Raw genomic sequence first — 17,553 nt, 5'->3', positions numbered from 1 at the left:
GGGTTGCATAGGTGTGTTGAAGGCAGGAGGCATTATGAAATTAAAACGCTTTGTCGCTGCAGATACTCGCAGTGCCATGCAGCAAATAAAGGCTGCATTTGGCCCTGATGCCGTTATTTTGTCAAGCCATAACATAAAAGATGGTGTTGAAATAGTTGCTGCTATTGATTTTGACGAAACAGTGATATCAACTCAAGCTGCTGTAGCTATAGCAGAACCCCCAAGCCGAACAGAAAAATATTCAGCGCAAACGCCATTAGACGAAATGCGGCAAGAAATTTTGACACTGAGAGGAATGCTCGAAGCACAGCTGCGTGGAAATGTTGGTATTCATGAGCCTTTACATACAGTTATGCTGCAAAAACTCTTGTATTTAGGTGTTAGTCCCAATACGGCGACAATTTGGGCTCGCTCAGTAAAACCTGATTTGAATCAACAAAGAGCCTGGCAATTTATTTTGTCACAAGTCACAGAGCAATTGCCAATTCGTGATTCTAGTAGAATAGAAGAAGGTGGTATCTACGCGTTTGTTGGTCCAACTGGAGTTGGTAAAACAACAACTCTAGCAAAAATTGCAGCACGCTTTGCTTTACGATTTGGTGCTGATAAGTTGGGTTTGGTCACTATGGACACCTACCGAATAGCAGCTCAGGAACAATTAATTCTCTATGGGAAGATTTTGGGAGTTAAAGTCTGTATTGCGCAAGATGAAGTCTCTTTGGCAAGAGTATTGCGTCAATTAAATGACAAAAAATTAATTTTGATTGATACAGCCGGTATGAATCCTTCTGATGAACGTGTAACCAAACAAATGACTGTTTTAAGTAATTATCTGCAATCTATAGAAAAAGTATTGGTATTACCAGCTACCAGTCATTACCAGGTATTAATCGATGCGATTAAGCGTTACCAGGCAAATCATGTGGATCAGTGCATTATTACGAAATTGGATGAATCTCTTGCAGTAGGTGGAGCCATAAGTGCTGTTATTGAATCAAATTTAGCCTTGGGTTATTTAACCGATGGACAACGAGTCCCGGAGGATATCAAAATTGCTACGCGTCACCAGCTTGTTGAGTTATTTGCGCAACAAGAACTTCAGTTATTTCAGGAGGAAAGGGACATCAGCAAAATACATCCGAATGTTAGGAGAGAGAATTATGTCGAAGCTTAGCAAAGGTATAAAAGATCAGGCTTCTGGTCTTAGAAATTTGTCCCGAAACAAACCTGTCAAAGTGATTGCTGTTTCAGCGGGCAAAGGCGGTGTAGGCAAAAGTAATATCTCGGTCAATTTAGCCATAGCGTTATCTCAACTAAATTATAGTGTTATGCTTCTGGATGCCGATTTAGGTTTGGCAAATGTGGATATTATGCTGGGGTTGCATACCAAATACAATTTATCTCATGTTCTTCAAGGCATATGTCATTTAAGTGATATTATTTTACATGGTCCCGCTGGCGTCAGGGTTATTCCTGCTGCTTCCGGAACAGAGTTTATGACGCAGTTGAGTCCTGCGGAACATGCGGGAATCATTGATTCATTTAACGAACTAACTGATGATTTGGACTATATGATTATTGATACCGCAGCAGGGATTTCCGAGACTGTATTGAGTTTTACTCGTTCATCGCAAGAATTGATTGTTGTTGTCTGTGATGAACCTACTTCTTTGACAGATGCTTATGCACTAATTAAAGTGATGAGCAAACGTTATGAGTGGACGCATTTCCACATTCTGGCTAATATGGTTAGAAATGTTAAGGATGGTCGTGACCTGTTTAATAAACTGTTTCGGGTCTCAGGACAGTTTCTGGATGTGCAGTTAGATTACCTCGGCGCGATTCCTTTTGACGAAAACATCCATAAATCAGTAAAAAAACAAAATCCTATTTTAATCGCTTATCCCGACTCACCTGCTGCTCATGCCTTGAGAGAATTAGCTGAATCGGTGAGTAATTGGTCATTTAAACCGTCTTTAGGTGGAAACACCAGTTTCTTTTTGGAGCGTTTGGTTGCGGGACAATTTTAAATTATTCGCTATACTTAAAATTAGCTGTACTCTGTTTGTTTTAGATTTACCAAATTACTAATAACTACAATCTGCTGTTATTGTAAGGAGAGTATCGTGGATGCTTTGGCTGCATACAGCAAAGTAAATCAACAAACCCAGGAAGCTCTGGTAAAAACACATGCCACATTGGTAAAACGCATTGCACATCATCTGCTCGGGCGATTACCGCAGAGTGTACAACTGGATGACTTGATACAATCAGGGATGCTCGGTCTGCTTGAAGCAGCAAGACATTATGATTCATCCAAGGGGGCATCCTTTGAAACTTATGCAGGAATACGTATCAGGGGACATATGCTTGATGAAGTAAGACGTAATGATTGGGTGCCGCGTTCTGTTTATCGCAATTCCAGAATGATTTCTGATGCTGTGCGCATATTGGAGCATAAACTTGGGCGTGAGGCTAAGGATAATGAAATTGCTGAAGAGCTAGGTGTGTCATTAGATGATTATCATGATATGTTGCAAGACTCCATTAGCAGTCATTTATATGGTTTTGATGACTTGGGAGTAACCGATGATGTCTTATTTGATCATGAAGGGAATGGCTCAACTGAACCGCACAGGAATGTTATGCGAAGTGATATGATGAATCGATTAACCCAAGTGATTGATAGTCTCCCTCGTAAAGAGAGGCTGGTGCTTTCTTTGTATTATGAGCAGGATTTGAATTTGAAGGAAATCGGGGAAATACTGGAGGTTAGTGAGTCACGAATTTCACAGATTTTAAGTCAAGCAACGCACCGTATTAGATCAAGATTACCGGAATAAAAAATAAGTATGGATACTTTGACTTTAATAGGATTGTTGACAGGTTTTCTCGCCATTATCGTAGGCCAAATTTTTGAGGGGGGAGATTTAAATTCCTTACTTAATTTTCCGGCCTTACTGATTGTCATGGGTGGAACATTAGGGGCTGTTATGGTGCAAACTCCTTTAACCACTTTTAAAAGGGCGTTTAGAATATTGCCTTGGGTAGTGAAACCTCCTCATCATAATTTTGAAGAATGCAGAACGACTCTCATAGAGTTATCTAGAAAAGCTCGCCAACTTGGCCTTCTCTCCCTAGAAGATCGTTTGGATGTCGAAACCAATCCTTTAATTTATAAGGGGTTGGAATTACTGGTTACAGGAGTGGACAAGCTTACCTTACGACAAGTTTTGGAAGCAGAAATAGATCGAACGGAGCATCAGGATTTGCGTGCTGCGCATGTCTTTGAAAGCATGGGCGGCTATAGCCCCACCATAGGAATTTTAGGTGCGGTGTTGGGTTTAATTCAAGTCATGAGGAATCTCGCTGATCCCAGTCAATTAGGTTTAGGCATTGCGGTTGCTTTTGTTGCAACTATTTATGGTGTTGGGTTCGCGAATCTGTTTTTTTTACCTGTTGCTAATAAATTAAAAAGTTGTATTTCTCATAAGGTGCATTTTGATGAAATGGTCGTTGAAGGCCTGGTCGCCATGGCGAGTGGTGAGAGTCCCAATATGCTGCAGTTAAAGTTAAACAACTATGGGCAACACAAGCAAGATGAAATCAAAACAAAAGAAAACTGAAGAACATCAGGATAGTCATCGATGGGTCGTATCTTATGCTGATTTCATTACCTTATTATTTGCTTTTTTTGTTGTGATGTATGCTATTTCTTCAGTAAATGTATCAAAATATAAATCTCTTTCTGAAGGAATGAAGTCGGCATTTAATCAAAAGGATCAAAATAAAGCGACTCAATCGACAGATAACCTTAAAGATGGTCCTGAAGAAAAGAAGACCAAGGGAACTTTTAAAGATGGTTTGGATGAACTGAATAAATCACTATCTGAACTTGAAGATGGTGATTTCAAATTAAACAGACAAGAGGGATGGGTTGAGATAGATATAAAAGCAGGCTCATTATTTGATTCTGGTAGTGCTGATATTAAACCAGAAGCATTGATTAAACTAATGAAGCTGGCGGAGAAAATTAAGAATCTACCTTTTACAGTGGTTGTTGAGGGATACACTGATAATGTGCCTATTGAAACGCCCCAATACCCTTCAAATTGGGAATTATCAGCTGCAAGAGCAGCTACTGTTGGTCGCATTTTAAATGGTTTTGGAATTGCCAATCATCGTATTTTGGTTACAGGATATGGTGATCAATACCCAATAACGGACAATTACACTGAAGCTGGAAGAAGCCAGAATCGAAGAGTGAATATTCTTATCACTAAAAATAGAAAAGTGGACAGAATTCTCAATCCAGATTTAAGTAGAGTCCATTTTAGTGTTATAAGTAATACAAATTCAGTAGAGTTTAATAAAAAGGATACTAAAATTAAGGATAAAAAATGACACATATCTTTCTGTATTTGCATGCGATAATTTTTTTACTCTTGGGTAATTATTTATTAAATCAACGAAAAAACATCAATAAATTACAGAACAAAATAGATTCTTTGGAAAAATTGGCTACTCAAGTAGTAAAAGATCATCCTATGCTGATCAATGCGGATTTATTATTTGCGAAACAACTTAATGAAATTAATCAGCAATTAATTAGTATTGAGACTCAATTGCAAGAATTGGAAAACATAAGACATAACGATGGCAGTTATCAACATGCCTTGAGAATCCTGGAAATGGGTGGCACTCGTGAGGAAATTATCAGTAGTTGTCATTTATCAAATGCTGAAGCAGAGTTACTAATGAATCTTCAGGCGTATAGAACCGCATTAAAACATCAGAATTAGTATAGATAGAATCTTACTTTCGCTGTAAAATCTCCTATTTATTTTTAAAAGAGACACTGATGCTAGAAGTGAATCAAATTAATTTAAGTTTAATCGATCTTAATGAGCGCATAGAATCGCTTAGGGGGTATCTTTGACTTCGAAGGTAAAAGTGAGCGCTTGGAAGAAGTAATTCGCGAATTGGAATCATCCAATGTGTGGGACAATCCGGAACAGGCTCAGGCATTGGGACGTGAAAGAACTCAGCTGGAAACTATAGTCCACTCATTAAGCCAATTAAGCCAATCAATTAGTGATCAGAGGGAACTGTTTGAATTGGCTCGAGAAGAAGATGATGAGCAAACCATCAACGACATTGGTGAGGAATTAAAATCAATTGAGCAACAAGTCGCCAGTTTGGAATTTAGAAGAATGTTTTCTGGCAAAATGGACCACTCCAATGCTTATCTTGATATTCAAGCAGGTTCTGGCGGCACTGAAGCGCAAGATTGGGCTGAAATGTTATTACGAATGTATTTACGTTGGGGAGAACATCACGGATTTACCACCGAGTTGATAGAATGCTCTCCTGGTGAAGTGGCAGGAATTAAAAGTGCGACTATTCATTTTACAGGTGAATATGCGTTTGGTTGGTTAAGGACTGAAACAGGTGTCCATCGTTTAGTGAGAAAGTCGCCATTTGACTCTGGCAACAGGAGACACACTTCGTTTGCAGCTGTTTTCGTCTCTCCTGAAATTGACGATGATATCGAAATTGAAATTAATCCAGCTGATTTGCGGATTGATACTTACAGAGCTTCCGGGGCTGGTGGGCAGCATGTTAACCGTACTGATTCTGCCGTAAGAATTACACATATCCCTAGTGGGATAGTCGTTCAGTGCCAGAATGATCGAAGCCAGCATAAAAATAAAGACCAGGCAATGAAGCAATTGAGGGCAAAGCTTTATGAGTTGGAAATGCAAAAGAAAAATGCGGAACAGCAAGCATTGGAAGCTAGCAAATCTGACATTGGTTGGGGATCACAAATTCGTTCTTACGTATTAGACCAATCTCGTATAAAAGATTTGCGCACCGGTGTTGAAACCAGTAATACTCAGGCAGTATTGGATGGTTCATTAGATCAATTTATTGAAGCCAGTTTAAAGGCAGGAGTAGGGCAAGCATGAGTGAAGAACATGTACATTTAGATGAAAGTGAAGTTTATCATATTCGCAAGCAAAAATTAGCGGAATTGCGCACAGGTGGGTTTAATTTTCCAAACACTTTTCGCCGCGAACATTTAGCCGATGCTTTGCTGAAGCAATACTCTGAAACTGAGAAACAAACATTAGAACAAAAGCATGTGAAAGTATCTGTTGCAGGCCGAATCGTTCTGAGAAGAATTATGGGTAAAGCCAGTTTTTTTCATATTCAGGATGTATCAGGTCGGATACAAGTTTATCTTCGTTCAAATGATCTTCCTGACATTTATGAACAGTTTAAACATTGGGATTTAGGAGATATTGTTGGTGTACAGGGTGAGTTGTTTAAAACAAACACTGGTGAACTGACCATTAATGCAGAACATGTTGAGTTGTTAACCAAATCTTTAAGGCCACTTCCTGATAAATTCCATGGTTTGGCTGATCAGGAATTGAAATATCGAAAACGTTATGTTGACTTGATTGCAAATGAAGACAGTCGAAAAACTTTTCTAATACGGTCACATTTAATCAAAGCCTTCAGAGAATTTATGGATGATAATCATTTTCTGGAAGTAGAAACACCAATGATGCATCCAATTCCTGGAGGTGCTTTGGCTCGCCCTTTCGTAACTCATCACAATACATTGGATATGACCATGTATTTGAGGATAGCCCCCGAATTGTACTTAAAACGCTTGGTTGTTGGTGGTTTTGAGAGAGTATATGAAATTAATAGAAATTTCCGTAACGAAGGAATTTCTACTCGTCATAATCCAGAGTTCACGATGCTGGAATTTTACCAGGCTTATGCCGATTACAATGATTTGATGAATTTTACTGAACAATTGTTTCATTATCTATGCGATAAAGTATTAGCTACTCGGCAAATAGAATATCAAGGCCAGGTCATTGATTTCAATAAACCTTTTGAACGGTTGAGCGTAAAAGAAGCTATATTAAAATATCATCCTGATATTAAGGCGCAGCAGTTAGAAACGGTAGAGGGATGCAGAACACTTCTGAATGATTTAGGTCTGCCTTATAAAGAAACTGATGGCCTGGGTAAACTACAAATTATTCTTTTTGAGGAGACAGTAGAGCACCAATTATTTCAGCCCACTTTTATTACGGAATACCCTACAGAAATATCTCCTTTAGCGAGACGTTCTGATACCAATCCGGAAGTCACCGATCGATTTGAGTTTTTTATTGCTGGTCGTGAGATTGCGAATGGATTTTCTGAATTAAACGATGCGGAGGATCAAGCTGAGCGCTTTCGAAAGCAAGTTGAAGAAAAGGATGCGGGTGATTTAGAAGCAATGCATTTTGATAGTGATTATATTGAAGCATTGGAATATGGCTTGCCGCCTACAGCTGGTGAAGGGATTGGAATCGATCGCTTGGTGATGTTATTTACTAATTCGCAATCAATCAGAGACGTTATTCTATTTCCGCATTTGAGACAGTAAAGTACAGCGATTTTTAGATAGCAATGGTTTGTTTAGAACCATTGCTATGTCAAGCAATACATAAAATACACTTGGTTTAGATAAAATTATCTATGTCCATGAACATTACTTGGAGTAGTATGGACGTGAACATTATTACCATGTGTATGTACTGGATTAGAGTGGGTATGTACGGTTCCTGAGTGATGAGTGTGGTAAGTACCGCCATTGTTATAAACAGGATGTGAATGAAAAGTTGGATTATAGCCTCCTGTATACCATGCACTGCTCCAAGGCCTGTAGGCTGGTGAGTTTGACACGGTATATACACTACGGCTGCTGCCACAGCAGAGCAATAATGGAAGGCAGCAGATACCCACAGCGGCCAGTAATGCTCCTCCTACAAATAATAATGGCGATAGAGCGGCTCCTGTTGTTGCAACACCAAAACCTACTGCCGCTGTCGCAGTGGCTTTGATTACCACAGCGGTTACTATTGCTGCTGTAGCAAGTGCCGCTGTAGCAGCAGCCATACATTTTAATAGAAAGCTGTAATTTGTATTGTCTTCTTTTTTGTGTATTTTAGACTGCATAACTTACCTCATCTTGATTTTCAGTTAATAGAATGCATTTTTCTGGGTGTGTTATATCTTTTAGCGATGTTGTTATTATTTTGCTGGCATAGCATTATTTCTATGCGCTTGGGATTTTACCTGATCAAACTAAAATGTCACCATAAATTTGGATTTAGAGGTTGATTTGTTTAAAATTAATTCAAAAATAATGGAAATACGTAGAATATTATTAAGTTTGGTTAAGTTAAAGACAGGGGTATGACATTTTTCACAAAGTAAGGGATTTCTCTAAATGAACTCCCTTACTTTGCTAGAGGTAACATCATTAAACTTTATTCATCATCCCAGCTTAAAGTACCACCAGCCTGATATTCAATAACACGAGTTTCAAAAAAGTTTTTCTCTTTTTTGAGATCCAGCATTTCACTCATCCAGGGAAATGGGTTTTCAGCACCTGGGTATTGATCCGGCAGACCTATTTGATTTAAGCGACGGTTTGCAATAAAGTGCAAATATTCTTCAAACATCTCGGCGTTCATTCCGAGAATGCCATGAGGCATAGTGTCTCTGGCGTATTGGTATTCGAGCTCAACACCTTCTCTGATGAGTTGGATCATTTCATTCTTAAATTCAGGTGTCCATAAGTGAGGATTTTCGATTTTGATTTGATTAATCACATCAATACCGAAATTCATATGCATGGACTCATCGCGCAGTATATATTGGAACTGTTCTGATGTTCCTACCATTTTGTTACGACGTCCCATAGAGAGAATTTGAGTAAATCCGACATAAAAGAAAATACCCTCAAACACGACATAAAATGCAATTAAATCGCGTAGCAGGCGTTGATCATTTTCTGGAGTGCCTGTATGGAAGGTTTCATCACCTAAACTTTGAGTAAATGGTAATGCCCAAACTGCTTTCCTGGATACAGAAGGTATTTCTCTATACATATTAAATACTTCAGCTTCATCCAGCCCCAAACTCTCTATAATGTATTGATAAGCATGAGTGTGTAACGCTTCTTCAAAAGCTTGCCTTAGAAGATATTGTCGACACTCAGGATTAGTAATATGTCTGTAAACAGCAAGAACCAGATTATTCGCAACGAGTGAATCGGCGGTTGAGAAAAATCCCAAATTACGCTTAATGATTAAACGCTCATCTTCTGTAAGACCATAAGGATCTTTCCATAAAGCGACATCGGCACTCATACTGATTTCATTGGGCATCCAATGATTGGCACAGGCTGTCAAGTATTTATCCCAAGCCCATTTGTATTTGAAAGGCACCAATTGATTTAAGTCAGCACGGCAATTAATGATTTGCTTATCATCAACATGAATGCGTGCAGCCCCCATTTCTAAAGTTTCGAGCCCTGTCGCGCCCATAAGAGGAGTTACGATAATTTCTTGAGTATCATTGTAGTTCATAAATTTCTCCTGATTATTGGCAAGCCTCGCAGTCTGGATCAGTAATAGAACAAGCCTTTGGTTCGGTATCTATTAATTTGACTGCGTTAAGTGCCCCGTCGGTAACAGTGGATTTTTCAGCATTACTTGCACCTAAACTACGTAAGTAGTAAGTGGTTTTTAATCCACGAATCCATGCATGCATATAAAGCTGATCCAGTTTTTTACCAGAAGGTTGCGCCATATAGATGTTCAAGGACTGGGCTTGATCTATCCATTTTTGACGGCGTGACGCGGCTTCAACCAACCACATGGGGTCAATTTCAAAAGAAGTGGCATAACGTCTTTTCAGCTCATCTGGAATTCGACTGATAGGTTGTACACTGCCATTAAAATATTTTAGATCATTGACCATGACCTCATCCCAAAGATTCAGAGCTTTTAAATCGGCTACCAAATAAGGATTCACCACGGTAAATTCGCCGGACAAGTTGGATTTGACGTAAAGGTTCTGATAAGTTGGTTCAATAGATTGTGATACACCGCAGATGTTGGATATTGTGGCTGTAGGTGCAATAGCCATTACATTTGAGTTACGCATGCCTTGTGTTCGAACTTTAACTCGTAATGGTTCCCAATCCAGTTTTTGTGACCTGTCTTGCTCCAGATATTTATTACGGGATTGTTGCAAGAGGTTAATTGAATCGATAGGTAATATGCCTTTGCTCCATAGAGACCCCTCATAGGTTGAGTAACTGCCCCGCTCTTTAGCCAGGTCACAAGAGGCTTCGATAGCATAGTAACTGATTAGTTCCATGGAAGAGTCAGCAAATTCAATGGCTTCTTTGGATGCATAATCCATTTTTAATTCGTATAGCGCATCCTGAAAGCCCATGATACCTAGACCAATTGGCCGATGTTGCAAGTTGGAGTTACGAGCTTGAGGTACAGAATAATAATTAATATCAATGACATTATCCAACATACGGACAGCTGTTGATATTGTGCGCTTGAGTTTTTGCTCATCCAGTTTACCGTTTTTAATATGCGCTGGAAGATTGATACTGCCTAAATTGCACACAGCAATTTCTTCTTCAGAAGTATTTAGAGTGATCTCTGTACATAAATTAGAACTGTGTATTACTCCAGCATGTTGTTGAGGTGATCGTAAATTGCAGGGATCTTTGAATGTTAGCCATGGATGACCAGTTTCAAAAAGCATGGAAAGCATTCTACGCCATAGTTTGACAGCTGAAATGGTTTTTGTATTCCTAATAATACCTTGTCGAGCTTTTTCTTCATATTCAACATAGAGAGCCTCAAATGCTTTACCATATTGATCATGTAAATCGGGTACTTCATCAGGTGAAAATAAAGTCCAATTACCATCTTCACGAACACGCTTCATAAACAAATCAGGTACCCAAAGGGCAGTATTCATGTCGTGAGTACGGCGGCGATCATCACCGGTATTTTTTCTTAACTCCAGAAATTCCTCTACATCTCTGTGCCAGCATTCCAGGTACGCGCAGACAGCTCCCTTGCGTTTCCCCCCCTGATTTACTGCTACAGCAGTAGCATCGGCAACATTCAGGAAAGGAACTACGCCTTGAGATTTACCATTAGTCCCTTTGATATGGGCACCCATAGCTCGTACTGGAGTCCAGTCATTGCCTAGTCCTCCAGCATATTTAGAGAGGAGGGCATTGTCTTTTATAGCGCTATAAATACCATCCAAATGATCGGGTACTGTTGTTAAATAGCAACTGGATAACTGCGGCCTTACTGTTCCGGAATTAAATAAGGTTGGAGTGGAAGACATATAATCAAACGAAGAAAGCAACTGATAAAACTCTATGGCTTTCTCTTCCTTATGTTGTTCACGAAGAGCAAGACCCATGGCTACTCGCATGAAAAAAGCTTGAGGAAGCTCATATCTTACCCCGCGCTCATGAATAAAATAACGATCATATAAAGTTTGTAAACTTAAATAGGTGAACTTCATATCTCGTTCGGGAAGAAGAGCTTGGCTAAGCTTGTCCAGGTCGAAGTCAGCCATCTTGGGGTCAAGCATACCTTGGGCAATACCTTGCTCTATGTAAGATTTGAAATAAACTGGATAGATTTGAGCCATTTCATCAAATGTAGCTTCTGATTTGATATTGAGTTTAGTCAGTGCTTCAGAACGTAAGCTGTCTAGCAACAAACGCGCGCTGACATAAGTATAATTAGGTTCTTTTTCAACCAACGCACGCGCTGACATAATCAAAGCTTTATGGACGTCTTCATATTTGGCTTGGTTATAAAGATTGCGCAAAGCATCTTTAATAACAGGTTCTGCTTTGACGTTGCTGAGGTCACGACATGATTCTTTGACGATAGTATTGACCCTGTCCATATCTAATGGTTGTACTTCTCCATTAGGCATAGTTATTAATAAATGCTTACTGTCTTTTGTTTGTTTTTGTTTCGATTCTGATTCACGTGCTTTTCTGCGTTCTTCTCTATATAAAACATAGGAGCGAGCTACTTTATAATGTCCGCTGCGCATAAGGGCGAGTTCAACTTGATCCTGGATCTCTTCAATATGAATAGCCCCACCACTAGGTAAACGACGTTTAAATACCTGGGTGATTTGTCTGGTTAGCTCTTCAATTTGCTGGTGAATTCGATCAGAAGTTGGGGCTGTACCACCTTCGTCGGCAATAAAGGCTTTGGTAATAGCAATTTTGATTTTAGTATCATCATAAATGACTACCTTGCCATTTCGTTTTATTGTTTTAAGCATGCCTGGGACATTAGCAGTCAATTCCAGTTGATTTGTTAGCGGTATATCCTTTACCGGCTCAAGAATTTCGGACATTTTTCCTCCACGAAATATATTTTAGCAATTCATTGTTTCAGTGAATCCAACATGTTTTACGAACTTGTTTAAAAGGCGATCCTAGTTTCATTGAAACTATGATTTGCTCCTGTTTTTACGACAGTCAAGAGAAGCTTTTGTTTACTGTTACCATAATTATAGCAAAAAACCCAATATATAGGGTGTTTTAGGGGTTTTAATAACAAGATAATGTGTTTTTTTGCTTTGGTCAATAGAATAATCTGGGATTATTCTGTGGATAAGTTGTGGGTTAAAATACTCTGCGGGGGTTAAATTTATGAGAAATAATGTTAAATAGGCTAATTATAGGCAGCATGAATAGAAATAAAATTTTTTCTATTATTTTAAACACGATTTTGGAGACTCCTGTTGATAATGCATAGTAACGGCTGAATTTCTCAAAAAAAGGCCATCTATAAATTTTAAAACCGGATTCTTCTTTATACCCTAAAAAAAAATTGCCGGTAAAATATCCATAATATTGGAAAAATTTTTTAGGATAAAAAACATAAGTAGCGGCAGATGACGCATCAAGATACTCTGTGTAATGCCAACAATTTCTAGGCATGAATAACATATCGCCTTTCTCAAGTAGAACCTGATATCCTTCAGCCTGATTCAGTCTGGGGTATTGTTGAATTAAAGCATCCAGGGGTTGAGTGAAGTCAATTAAAGAATCTCCGATAAAGGGGAGTTTGTAAAGGTTGTCACTTTGTTTTCTGGTAAACAGCAATACTTGTTTTTTCCCACTCAAACATAAATGGAGATTGCAGCAATGTTCTCGGTCAAAATGCATTTCTGAGACAGCGCCTTTACCTCCAAAGAAATAAGCCACTTTTTTGGTCTCTCTAAAATACCTTGGTCTGAAAGGAATTTTTTGCCAAAGTGGCACATGCTTTTCTATTTCCTTAGAGCGTTCTCTAGACAAAATTTGCCCAAAAATACGAATGGGTTTGTTGCTTTTTATTTGTTGGATGACCTCAGCAAAATTGCCCGCTTGGAAATCAACACATCGCTTGTTTTCAAAGGTACAATAAGTAGTTTTGGCCTGAGTGAGTTGTTCAAAATAATCGAGTGAAAATTGGCTGGTAAAATCAGGTATTTTAATTAAGATAGGCTCTGTGGATTCATACAAGATATGCTTAAGGATTTCTTCCTCGCCATAGTTGTAGATGATTGTTCTGATTTCTTTTAATTTCATTAAATTACCTGTTGAATGGAGTAATTTATAAATATTTTTATCTCAATAATCTATATTATATCATTAAAAAAATCATGGCTTGATTGTGATTTATGCATACGAATGATATAGCAGATTCGGGATTACGGATCTCGCAAAAACGAAGGTGGAATTTGAAAAGGGGGTTCTGCAGGTGGTTGGAGCGCGTGAATTTAATTCTATAAGGAGTTTGAACCCAACCGATTATAAGGGGCTTGCCTTGAATGATACTAAATTTTCTTAACTATGATCGCATCACTGACATTAGAAAAACCATGAACATTGAGTTGGAAGCTATCAATCTTGGCATATAATTGGCTGGAACTTCCACCATCCAAATTGATTGCGTCACTACAGGATAATGGAGGTGCTCTCATAATTTGAGCTAATTGTCTGGTTGACATGGCAGCATTTGTTGTAACTAATATAATCACTTTGCCATCGTCCGTGATCCCTAACGCTGTTCTGTCTGCAACCCCGGCTTTAAGAGAAGGGATGTTTCCTCTGATTAATAATCTGGGGCCGCTTTGAATAGCAAAATCAATGTTACTGTCATAATGAAAATTGCGTATATTAGTAATACGAGGCTTATTATCCTTAACATAAAAAATGCCCCACCAGCTAATGCGCTTTAGTGGATTTTCCTGTTTTTTGTTGTTAATCCTAAGTCCCAGAGGATTAAATTCATGATCAAAAAACCCGCCATTTATGCTAAGTAAAGCTTTGCTGTGTTCGGCAAACTGATCAACGGATGCATTTTTTTGAGCAAGGTTTTTGGCTGTCACCAGTGCCATCTGATTTTTATTAAGATCGATACGAAATACATGAATATGAGACCAAGGGTTTAACAAGCCTCCTTCGAGATCCTGATATTCAATACCTGGAGTCAGTTCTTGCCAATCACTGCCAGCGTAGGAAGTCATAGGGATGACAATGGCGAGTGCTAAAACAAGCAAGAGCCATAAATTCAATTTGTTTGCAGGATAAACATTGGTTTGCGAAGACATGTTATTGTATCCTTATGTACATCATTCAACACCACGGAATCTCATATGCAAATTAAACCGCAAAATAACAATAGTGAAGTATATAAGTCAACAACAGATTTAAATCGAGTAATAAAAGATGTTTTAGAACTTGCCAAAAAAGAAGGTGCCACTGATGCAGCAGTAGCAGTAAATTATGATCGAGGTTTTTCAGTCGATGTGAGAATGGGGGAAGTGGAGACAGTCGCTTTTAGCGAAGATAAAGGAGTTGGTTTAACCGTATACATAGGTCAGCGCAAAGGGGGAGCAAGCAGTACAGATACCTCTCCTGAAGCATTACAATCTTTGGTTAAAGCAGCCTGTGAGATAGCGAAGGTTAGTGCCGAAGATCCTTGCTTTGGATTAGCTGATAAGGAATTGATGACAAAGAATCATCCAGATCTTGATTTGTATCATTCCTGGGACATTACCCCACAACACGCTATAGATTTGGCTTTAAAATGCGAATCACATGCCTTGTCTTTAGATAAACGGATTACTAATTCAGATGGTGTTAATGTTTCTTCCTATGAATCTCATCACGGTTATGCCAATACCCATGGTGGAGAGGGGTTTATTCATAGTACTCGACATAGCGTAAGTTGCTCGGTAATCGCCAAAGAAGGTGATGAAATGCAAAGAGACTACGATTATACGACTGCCAGAAATGCAGAAAATTTAGTCTCAGCTGATTTGATAGCAGCTAAAGCTGTTGAAAGGGCATTAAGTCGTCTGGGATCAAAACAAATTAAAACACAAATGACTCCGGTTATTTTTTCTTCAAGAGTTTCCAGTGGATTATTGGGTAGCTTTGTGAGCGCTATTAGTGGTTCAAATTTATATAGAAAAAATTCCTTTTTGCTTGATTCCATTGGACAACAATTGTTTCCGGAGTTTGTTCATATTTACGAACAGCCACATTTAAAAGGTGCTTTGGGGAGCGCCCCTTTTGATGGGGAAGGTGTGCCTACGCGACCCAATGTATTAGTTGAGAAGGGGCGCTTGCTTCAATATGTTCTTGGCAGTTATTCGGCGCGAAAAATGGGTTTAAGGACAACAGCAAATAGTGATGGCGTTCATAATTTAACCATTGATCCTACTTGCGGGGATCTTGGTGACCTTTTGAAAATGATGCGGAAAGGGTTGCTGGTTACAGAACTAATGGGTCAGGGTGTGAATGGTATTACCGGAGATTATTCACGTGGGGCAAGTGGATACTGGGTTGAGGATGGGGTCATACAATATCCGGTTGATCAGATTACTATCGCAGGAAATCTTAAAGAAATGTACCGGATGATATTGGCAGTAGGCAGTGACATTAATCCGAATATTTCCATGCGCTGTGGCTCTATTTTAATAGAAAATATGATGGTTGCAGGGAAATAAAATGCCCCAAACCATCGAGGTTAACCACTTGCTCTGTAATCTTGATGATAGTTCTCTGGAACATTTTTAGCGATATACCTGGCTGCTTGCAGCCAGCTTTTTCTATATTCCGGCAGATTTTCTTTAATGAAACAGAGAACAGCTATAGAAATTGGATGAAACGCATTTAGCCTTTATCGCGAAAAATGATACGACCTTTTGAAAGATCGTAAGGAGTCAGCTCTACCTTAACCTTATCCCCAGTCAGAATTCTGATATAATTTTTCCTCATCCGACCTGAAATGTGAGCCGTAACAATATGTCCATTTTCCAACTCAACGCGAAACATGGTGTTGGGTAGCGTATCTATAACAGTACCAGCCATTTCAATGTGATCTTCTTTTGCCATATGTCTCTCAAATGATGTATCAAATTTTTAAAAGTGAAATAGTGCACTAAATTGCGGAAAATGGCAATCCAGTCTTGCAATTACATTGTTCAAAGATATAGCTCAAGGCTCATTATTGGGAGATATTCAATTATTTTACCAAGCTGTATCCCGCCTCTAGCCATCCTTGCAATCCAGTATCCAGAGACAATACATTGGTATATCCCATTTTTTGTAGACTATCGGCTACCAAAGCACAGCGATAACCTCCGCTGCAATAAACTACAATATTGCTTTGATTGTCTGTGATAATTTTTTCAATGTCACGCTCAATAATCCCTTTACTTAAATGAATTGCGTTCGGGATTTTACCTGTTTCCCATTCATCTGTTTCACGAACATCTATTATGATTAATTTTTCATTGTTATCGATTTTACTTTTTAAAATTTGAGGACTTATCTCATTTATACGTTTTTTTGCTTCTGTTACCAGTTTTAAAAAACCTTGTGAATGTTGCTTCATGCTTATTCTCACTCTATTTAGTTTTATAAAGATAAAAGGTTATCGATAAAAAATTTAATCAATAGACCAATTTCCCTTTTTGTCAGGGTATTTTAAAGTTTCTTGTAACATATGAAGAAATTCTTTTCGACTTATTATTTTTGCGCCAAGGCTCATTAAATGCAAGGTTGGCAACTGGCAATCAATAAAATCAAAATTCCATGATTGCATAATGCGACATAAAAAATGCAAGGCGACTTTGGAGGCATCTGTTATTGTATGGAACATCGATTCACCAAAAAAAGCGTGTCCAAGGCTGATTCCATAGAGTCCGCCTACAAGTTCGGAACCATCCCAGATTTCAAAGGAATGCGCATATCCCATCTCATGTAATTGGGTGTATGTTTCTATCATTTCACTAGTGATCCAGGTCTTATTAGACCTGTCTGAACAAGTTGCACAGTATGAAATGACTCGTTGAAAAGCAGTATCGACAGTCAGTTTAAAAGGTTTTTTCAGAGTTTTTTTTAAACTTCTGGATATTTTAAATTCGTTAGGTATTAAGATCAGGCGCGGATTAGGTGACCACCAAAGAACAGGGTTACCGGGCTCATACCAAGGGAAAATTCCTTGGGAGTAGGCTTGCAAAACTCGCTTGGGGGTCAAAACACCCCCAATTGCTAATAAACCCTGTTTATCACTGGTTTCCGGGTCAGGAAAAGTATAGTTGCTATCGTAAGCCAAT

General features: G+C 38.7%; 17 protein-coding genes. 9 read left to right on the top strand and 8 right to left on the bottom strand.

Going from position 1 to position 17,553, the window contains the following annotated elements; genetic code table 11:
- Nucleotides 1–34: 34 nt before the first annotated feature.
- From flhF to lysS, 8 genes are all read left to right on the top strand, one after another.
- On the top strand, nucleotides 35–1,174 hold the full coding sequence (gene flhF / locus LPG_RS08935) for a flagellar biosynthesis protein FlhF (RefSeq protein ID WP_011946725.1): 1,140 nt from the start codon (nucleotides 35–37) through the stop codon (nucleotides 1,172–1,174).
- On the top strand, nucleotides 1,161–2,030 hold the full coding sequence (locus LPG_RS08930) for a MinD/ParA family protein (RefSeq protein WP_011946724.1): 870 nt from the start codon (nucleotides 1,161–1,163) through the stop codon (nucleotides 2,028–2,030). Before flhF ends, LPG_RS08930 begins: the two co-directional genes overlap by 14 nt.
- Before the next feature lie 96 nt (nucleotides 2,031–2,126).
- A complete protein-coding gene (locus LPG_RS08925; RefSeq protein ID WP_010947508.1) occupies nucleotides 2,127–2,843 on the top strand; it encodes an RNA polymerase sigma factor FliA in 717 nt (238 codons plus the stop codon).
- Nucleotides 2,844–2,852: 9 nt separating this feature from the next.
- On the top strand, nucleotides 2,853–3,626 hold the full coding sequence (locus tag LPG_RS08920) for a flagellar motor protein (RefSeq protein WP_010947507.1): 774 nt from the start codon (nucleotides 2,853–2,855) through the stop codon (nucleotides 3,624–3,626).
- A complete protein-coding gene (gene motD / locus LPG_RS08915) occupies nucleotides 3,601–4,404 on the top strand; it encodes a flagellar motor protein MotD (protein ID WP_015444415.1) in 804 nt (267 codons plus the stop codon). Before LPG_RS08920 ends, motD begins: the two co-directional genes overlap by 26 nt.
- Nucleotides 4,401–4,802, top strand: coding sequence for a DUF2802 domain-containing protein (locus tag LPG_RS08910; protein WP_010947505.1), 402 nt, complete (start codon nucleotides 4,401–4,403; stop codon nucleotides 4,800–4,802). Before motD ends, LPG_RS08910 begins: the two co-directional genes overlap by 4 nt.
- 59 nt (nucleotides 4,803–4,861) lie before the next feature.
- A protein-coding gene (gene prfB / locus LPG_RS08905) for a peptide chain release factor 2 (RefSeq protein WP_102990626.1) occupies nucleotides 4,862–5,969 on the top strand; the annotation gives its coding sequence in 2 pieces (ribosomal slippage) (nucleotides 4,862–4,936 and nucleotides 4,938–5,969; 1,107 coding nt in all).
- Nucleotides 5,966–7,456 carry a lysine--tRNA ligase gene (lysS, locus tag LPG_RS08900; protein ID WP_010947503.1) on the top strand — a complete coding sequence of 497 codons (1,491 nt, stop codon included), beginning with the start codon at nucleotides 5,966–5,968 and terminating at the stop codon, nucleotides 7,454–7,456. The genes prfB and lysS overlap by 4 nt, the downstream gene beginning before the upstream one ends.
- 86 nt (nucleotides 7,457–7,542) lie before the next feature.
- Here the strand turns inward: lysS and LPG_RS08895 are convergent, their stop codons facing one another.
- The 5 genes from LPG_RS08895 to LPG_RS08875 form a co-directional block, all read right to left on the bottom strand.
- On the bottom strand, nucleotides 7,543–8,028 hold the full coding sequence (locus tag LPG_RS08895; RefSeq protein ID WP_010947502.1) for a lpg1776 family Dot/Icm T4SS effector: 486 nt from the start codon (nucleotides 8,026–8,028) through the stop codon (nucleotides 7,543–7,545).
- 314 nt (nucleotides 8,029–8,342) lie between these two features.
- Nucleotides 8,343–9,446: a ribonucleotide-diphosphate reductase subunit beta gene (locus LPG_RS08890; RefSeq protein ID WP_011946719.1), complete on the bottom strand. Its 1,104-nt coding sequence runs from the start codon at nucleotides 9,444–9,446 to the stop codon at nucleotides 8,343–8,345.
- 13 nt (nucleotides 9,447–9,459) lie between these two features.
- Complete coding sequence (locus LPG_RS08885; protein WP_010947500.1) at nucleotides 9,460–12,288, bottom strand: ribonucleoside-diphosphate reductase subunit alpha; 2,829 nt, start codon at nucleotides 12,286–12,288, stop codon at nucleotides 9,460–9,462.
- Nucleotides 12,289–12,559: 271 nt separating this feature from the next.
- Nucleotides 12,560–13,510 (bottom strand): cupin-like domain-containing protein, encoded by a 951-nt coding sequence (locus LPG_RS08880; RefSeq protein WP_010947499.1) that lies wholly within the window; start codon nucleotides 13,508–13,510, stop codon nucleotides 12,560–12,562.
- A gap of 248 nt (nucleotides 13,511–13,758) precedes the next feature.
- Nucleotides 13,759–14,535 carry a phosphodiester glycosidase family protein gene (locus LPG_RS08875; RefSeq protein WP_010947498.1) on the bottom strand — a complete coding sequence of 259 codons (777 nt, stop codon included), beginning with the start codon at nucleotides 14,533–14,535 and terminating at the stop codon, nucleotides 13,759–13,761.
- A 45-nt stretch (nucleotides 14,536–14,580) separates the two neighbouring features.
- Between LPG_RS08875 and pmbA the strand changes: the two genes are divergently transcribed.
- Nucleotides 14,581–15,939, top strand: a complete 1,359-nt coding sequence (gene pmbA / locus LPG_RS08870; protein WP_011946717.1) for a metalloprotease PmbA — start codon at nucleotides 14,581–14,583, stop codon at nucleotides 15,937–15,939.
- A gap of 166 nt (nucleotides 15,940–16,105) precedes the next feature.
- Here the strand turns inward: pmbA and infA are convergent, their stop codons facing one another.
- From infA to aat, 3 genes are all read right to left on the bottom strand, one after another.
- Complete coding sequence (gene infA, locus LPG_RS08865; RefSeq protein ID WP_010947496.1) at nucleotides 16,106–16,327, bottom strand: translation initiation factor IF-1; 222 nt, start codon at nucleotides 16,325–16,327, stop codon at nucleotides 16,106–16,108.
- Nucleotides 16,328–16,457: 130 nt separating this feature from the next.
- Entirely contained in the window at nucleotides 16,458–16,829 is a 372-nt protein-coding gene (locus LPG_RS08860; protein WP_010947495.1) for a rhodanese-like domain-containing protein, read from the bottom strand.
- Between the two features lie 54 nt (nucleotides 16,830–16,883).
- Nucleotides 16,884–17,552: a leucyl/phenylalanyl-tRNA--protein transferase gene (gene aat / locus LPG_RS08855; protein ID WP_010947494.1), complete on the bottom strand. Its 669-nt coding sequence runs from the start codon at nucleotides 17,550–17,552 to the stop codon at nucleotides 16,884–16,886.
- Nucleotide 17,553: the final 1 nt, after the last annotated feature.

The sequence above is a fragment of the Legionella pneumophila subsp. pneumophila str. Philadelphia 1 genome, assembly GCF_000008485.1.
In the GTDB taxonomy this organism is placed as follows: Bacteria; Pseudomonadota; Gammaproteobacteria; order Legionellales; family Legionellaceae; genus Legionella; species Legionella pneumophila.
This window is presented reverse-complemented; position numbering and strand designations above follow the sequence as displayed.

Coding starts and splice junctions, on each gene's coding strand:
- LPG_RS08895 (WP_010947502.1), bottom strand. CDS start 8,028: ATGCAGTCTAAAATACACAAAAAAGAAGACAATACAAATTACAGCTTT.
- LPG_RS08875 (WP_010947498.1), bottom strand. CDS start 14,535: ATGTCTTCGCAAACCAATGTTTATCCTGCAAACAAATTGAATTTATGG.
- lysS (WP_010947503.1), top strand. CDS start 5,966: ATGAGTGAAGAACATGTACATTTAGATGAAAGTGAAGTTTATCATATT.
- infA (WP_010947496.1), bottom strand. CDS start 16,327: ATGGCAAAAGAAGATCACATTGAAATGGCTGGTACTGTTATAGATACG.
- pmbA (WP_011946717.1), top strand. CDS start 14,581: ATGCAAATTAAACCGCAAAATAACAATAGTGAAGTATATAAGTCAACA.
- flhF (WP_011946725.1), top strand. CDS start 35: ATGAAATTAAAACGCTTTGTCGCTGCAGATACTCGCAGTGCCATGCAG.
- LPG_RS08890 (WP_011946719.1), bottom strand. CDS start 9,446: ATGAACTACAATGATACTCAAGAAATTATCGTAACTCCTCTTATGGGC.
- LPG_RS08880 (WP_010947499.1), bottom strand. CDS start 13,510: ATGAAATTAAAAGAAATCAGAACAATCATCTACAACTATGGCGAGGAA.
- LPG_RS08910 (WP_010947505.1), top strand. CDS start 4,401: ATGACACATATCTTTCTGTATTTGCATGCGATAATTTTTTTACTCTTG.
- LPG_RS08930 (WP_011946724.1), top strand. CDS start 1,161: ATGTCGAAGCTTAGCAAAGGTATAAAAGATCAGGCTTCTGGTCTTAGA.
- LPG_RS08885 (WP_010947500.1), bottom strand. CDS start 12,288: ATGTCCGAAATTCTTGAGCCGGTAAAGGATATACCGCTAACAAATCAA.
- LPG_RS08920 (WP_010947507.1), top strand. CDS start 2,853: ATGGATACTTTGACTTTAATAGGATTGTTGACAGGTTTTCTCGCCATT.
- LPG_RS08860 (WP_010947495.1), bottom strand. CDS start 16,829: ATGAAGCAACATTCACAAGGTTTTTTAAAACTGGTAACAGAAGCAAAA.
- motD (WP_015444415.1), top strand. CDS start 3,601: ATGAAATCAAAACAAAAGAAAACTGAAGAACATCAGGATAGTCATCGA.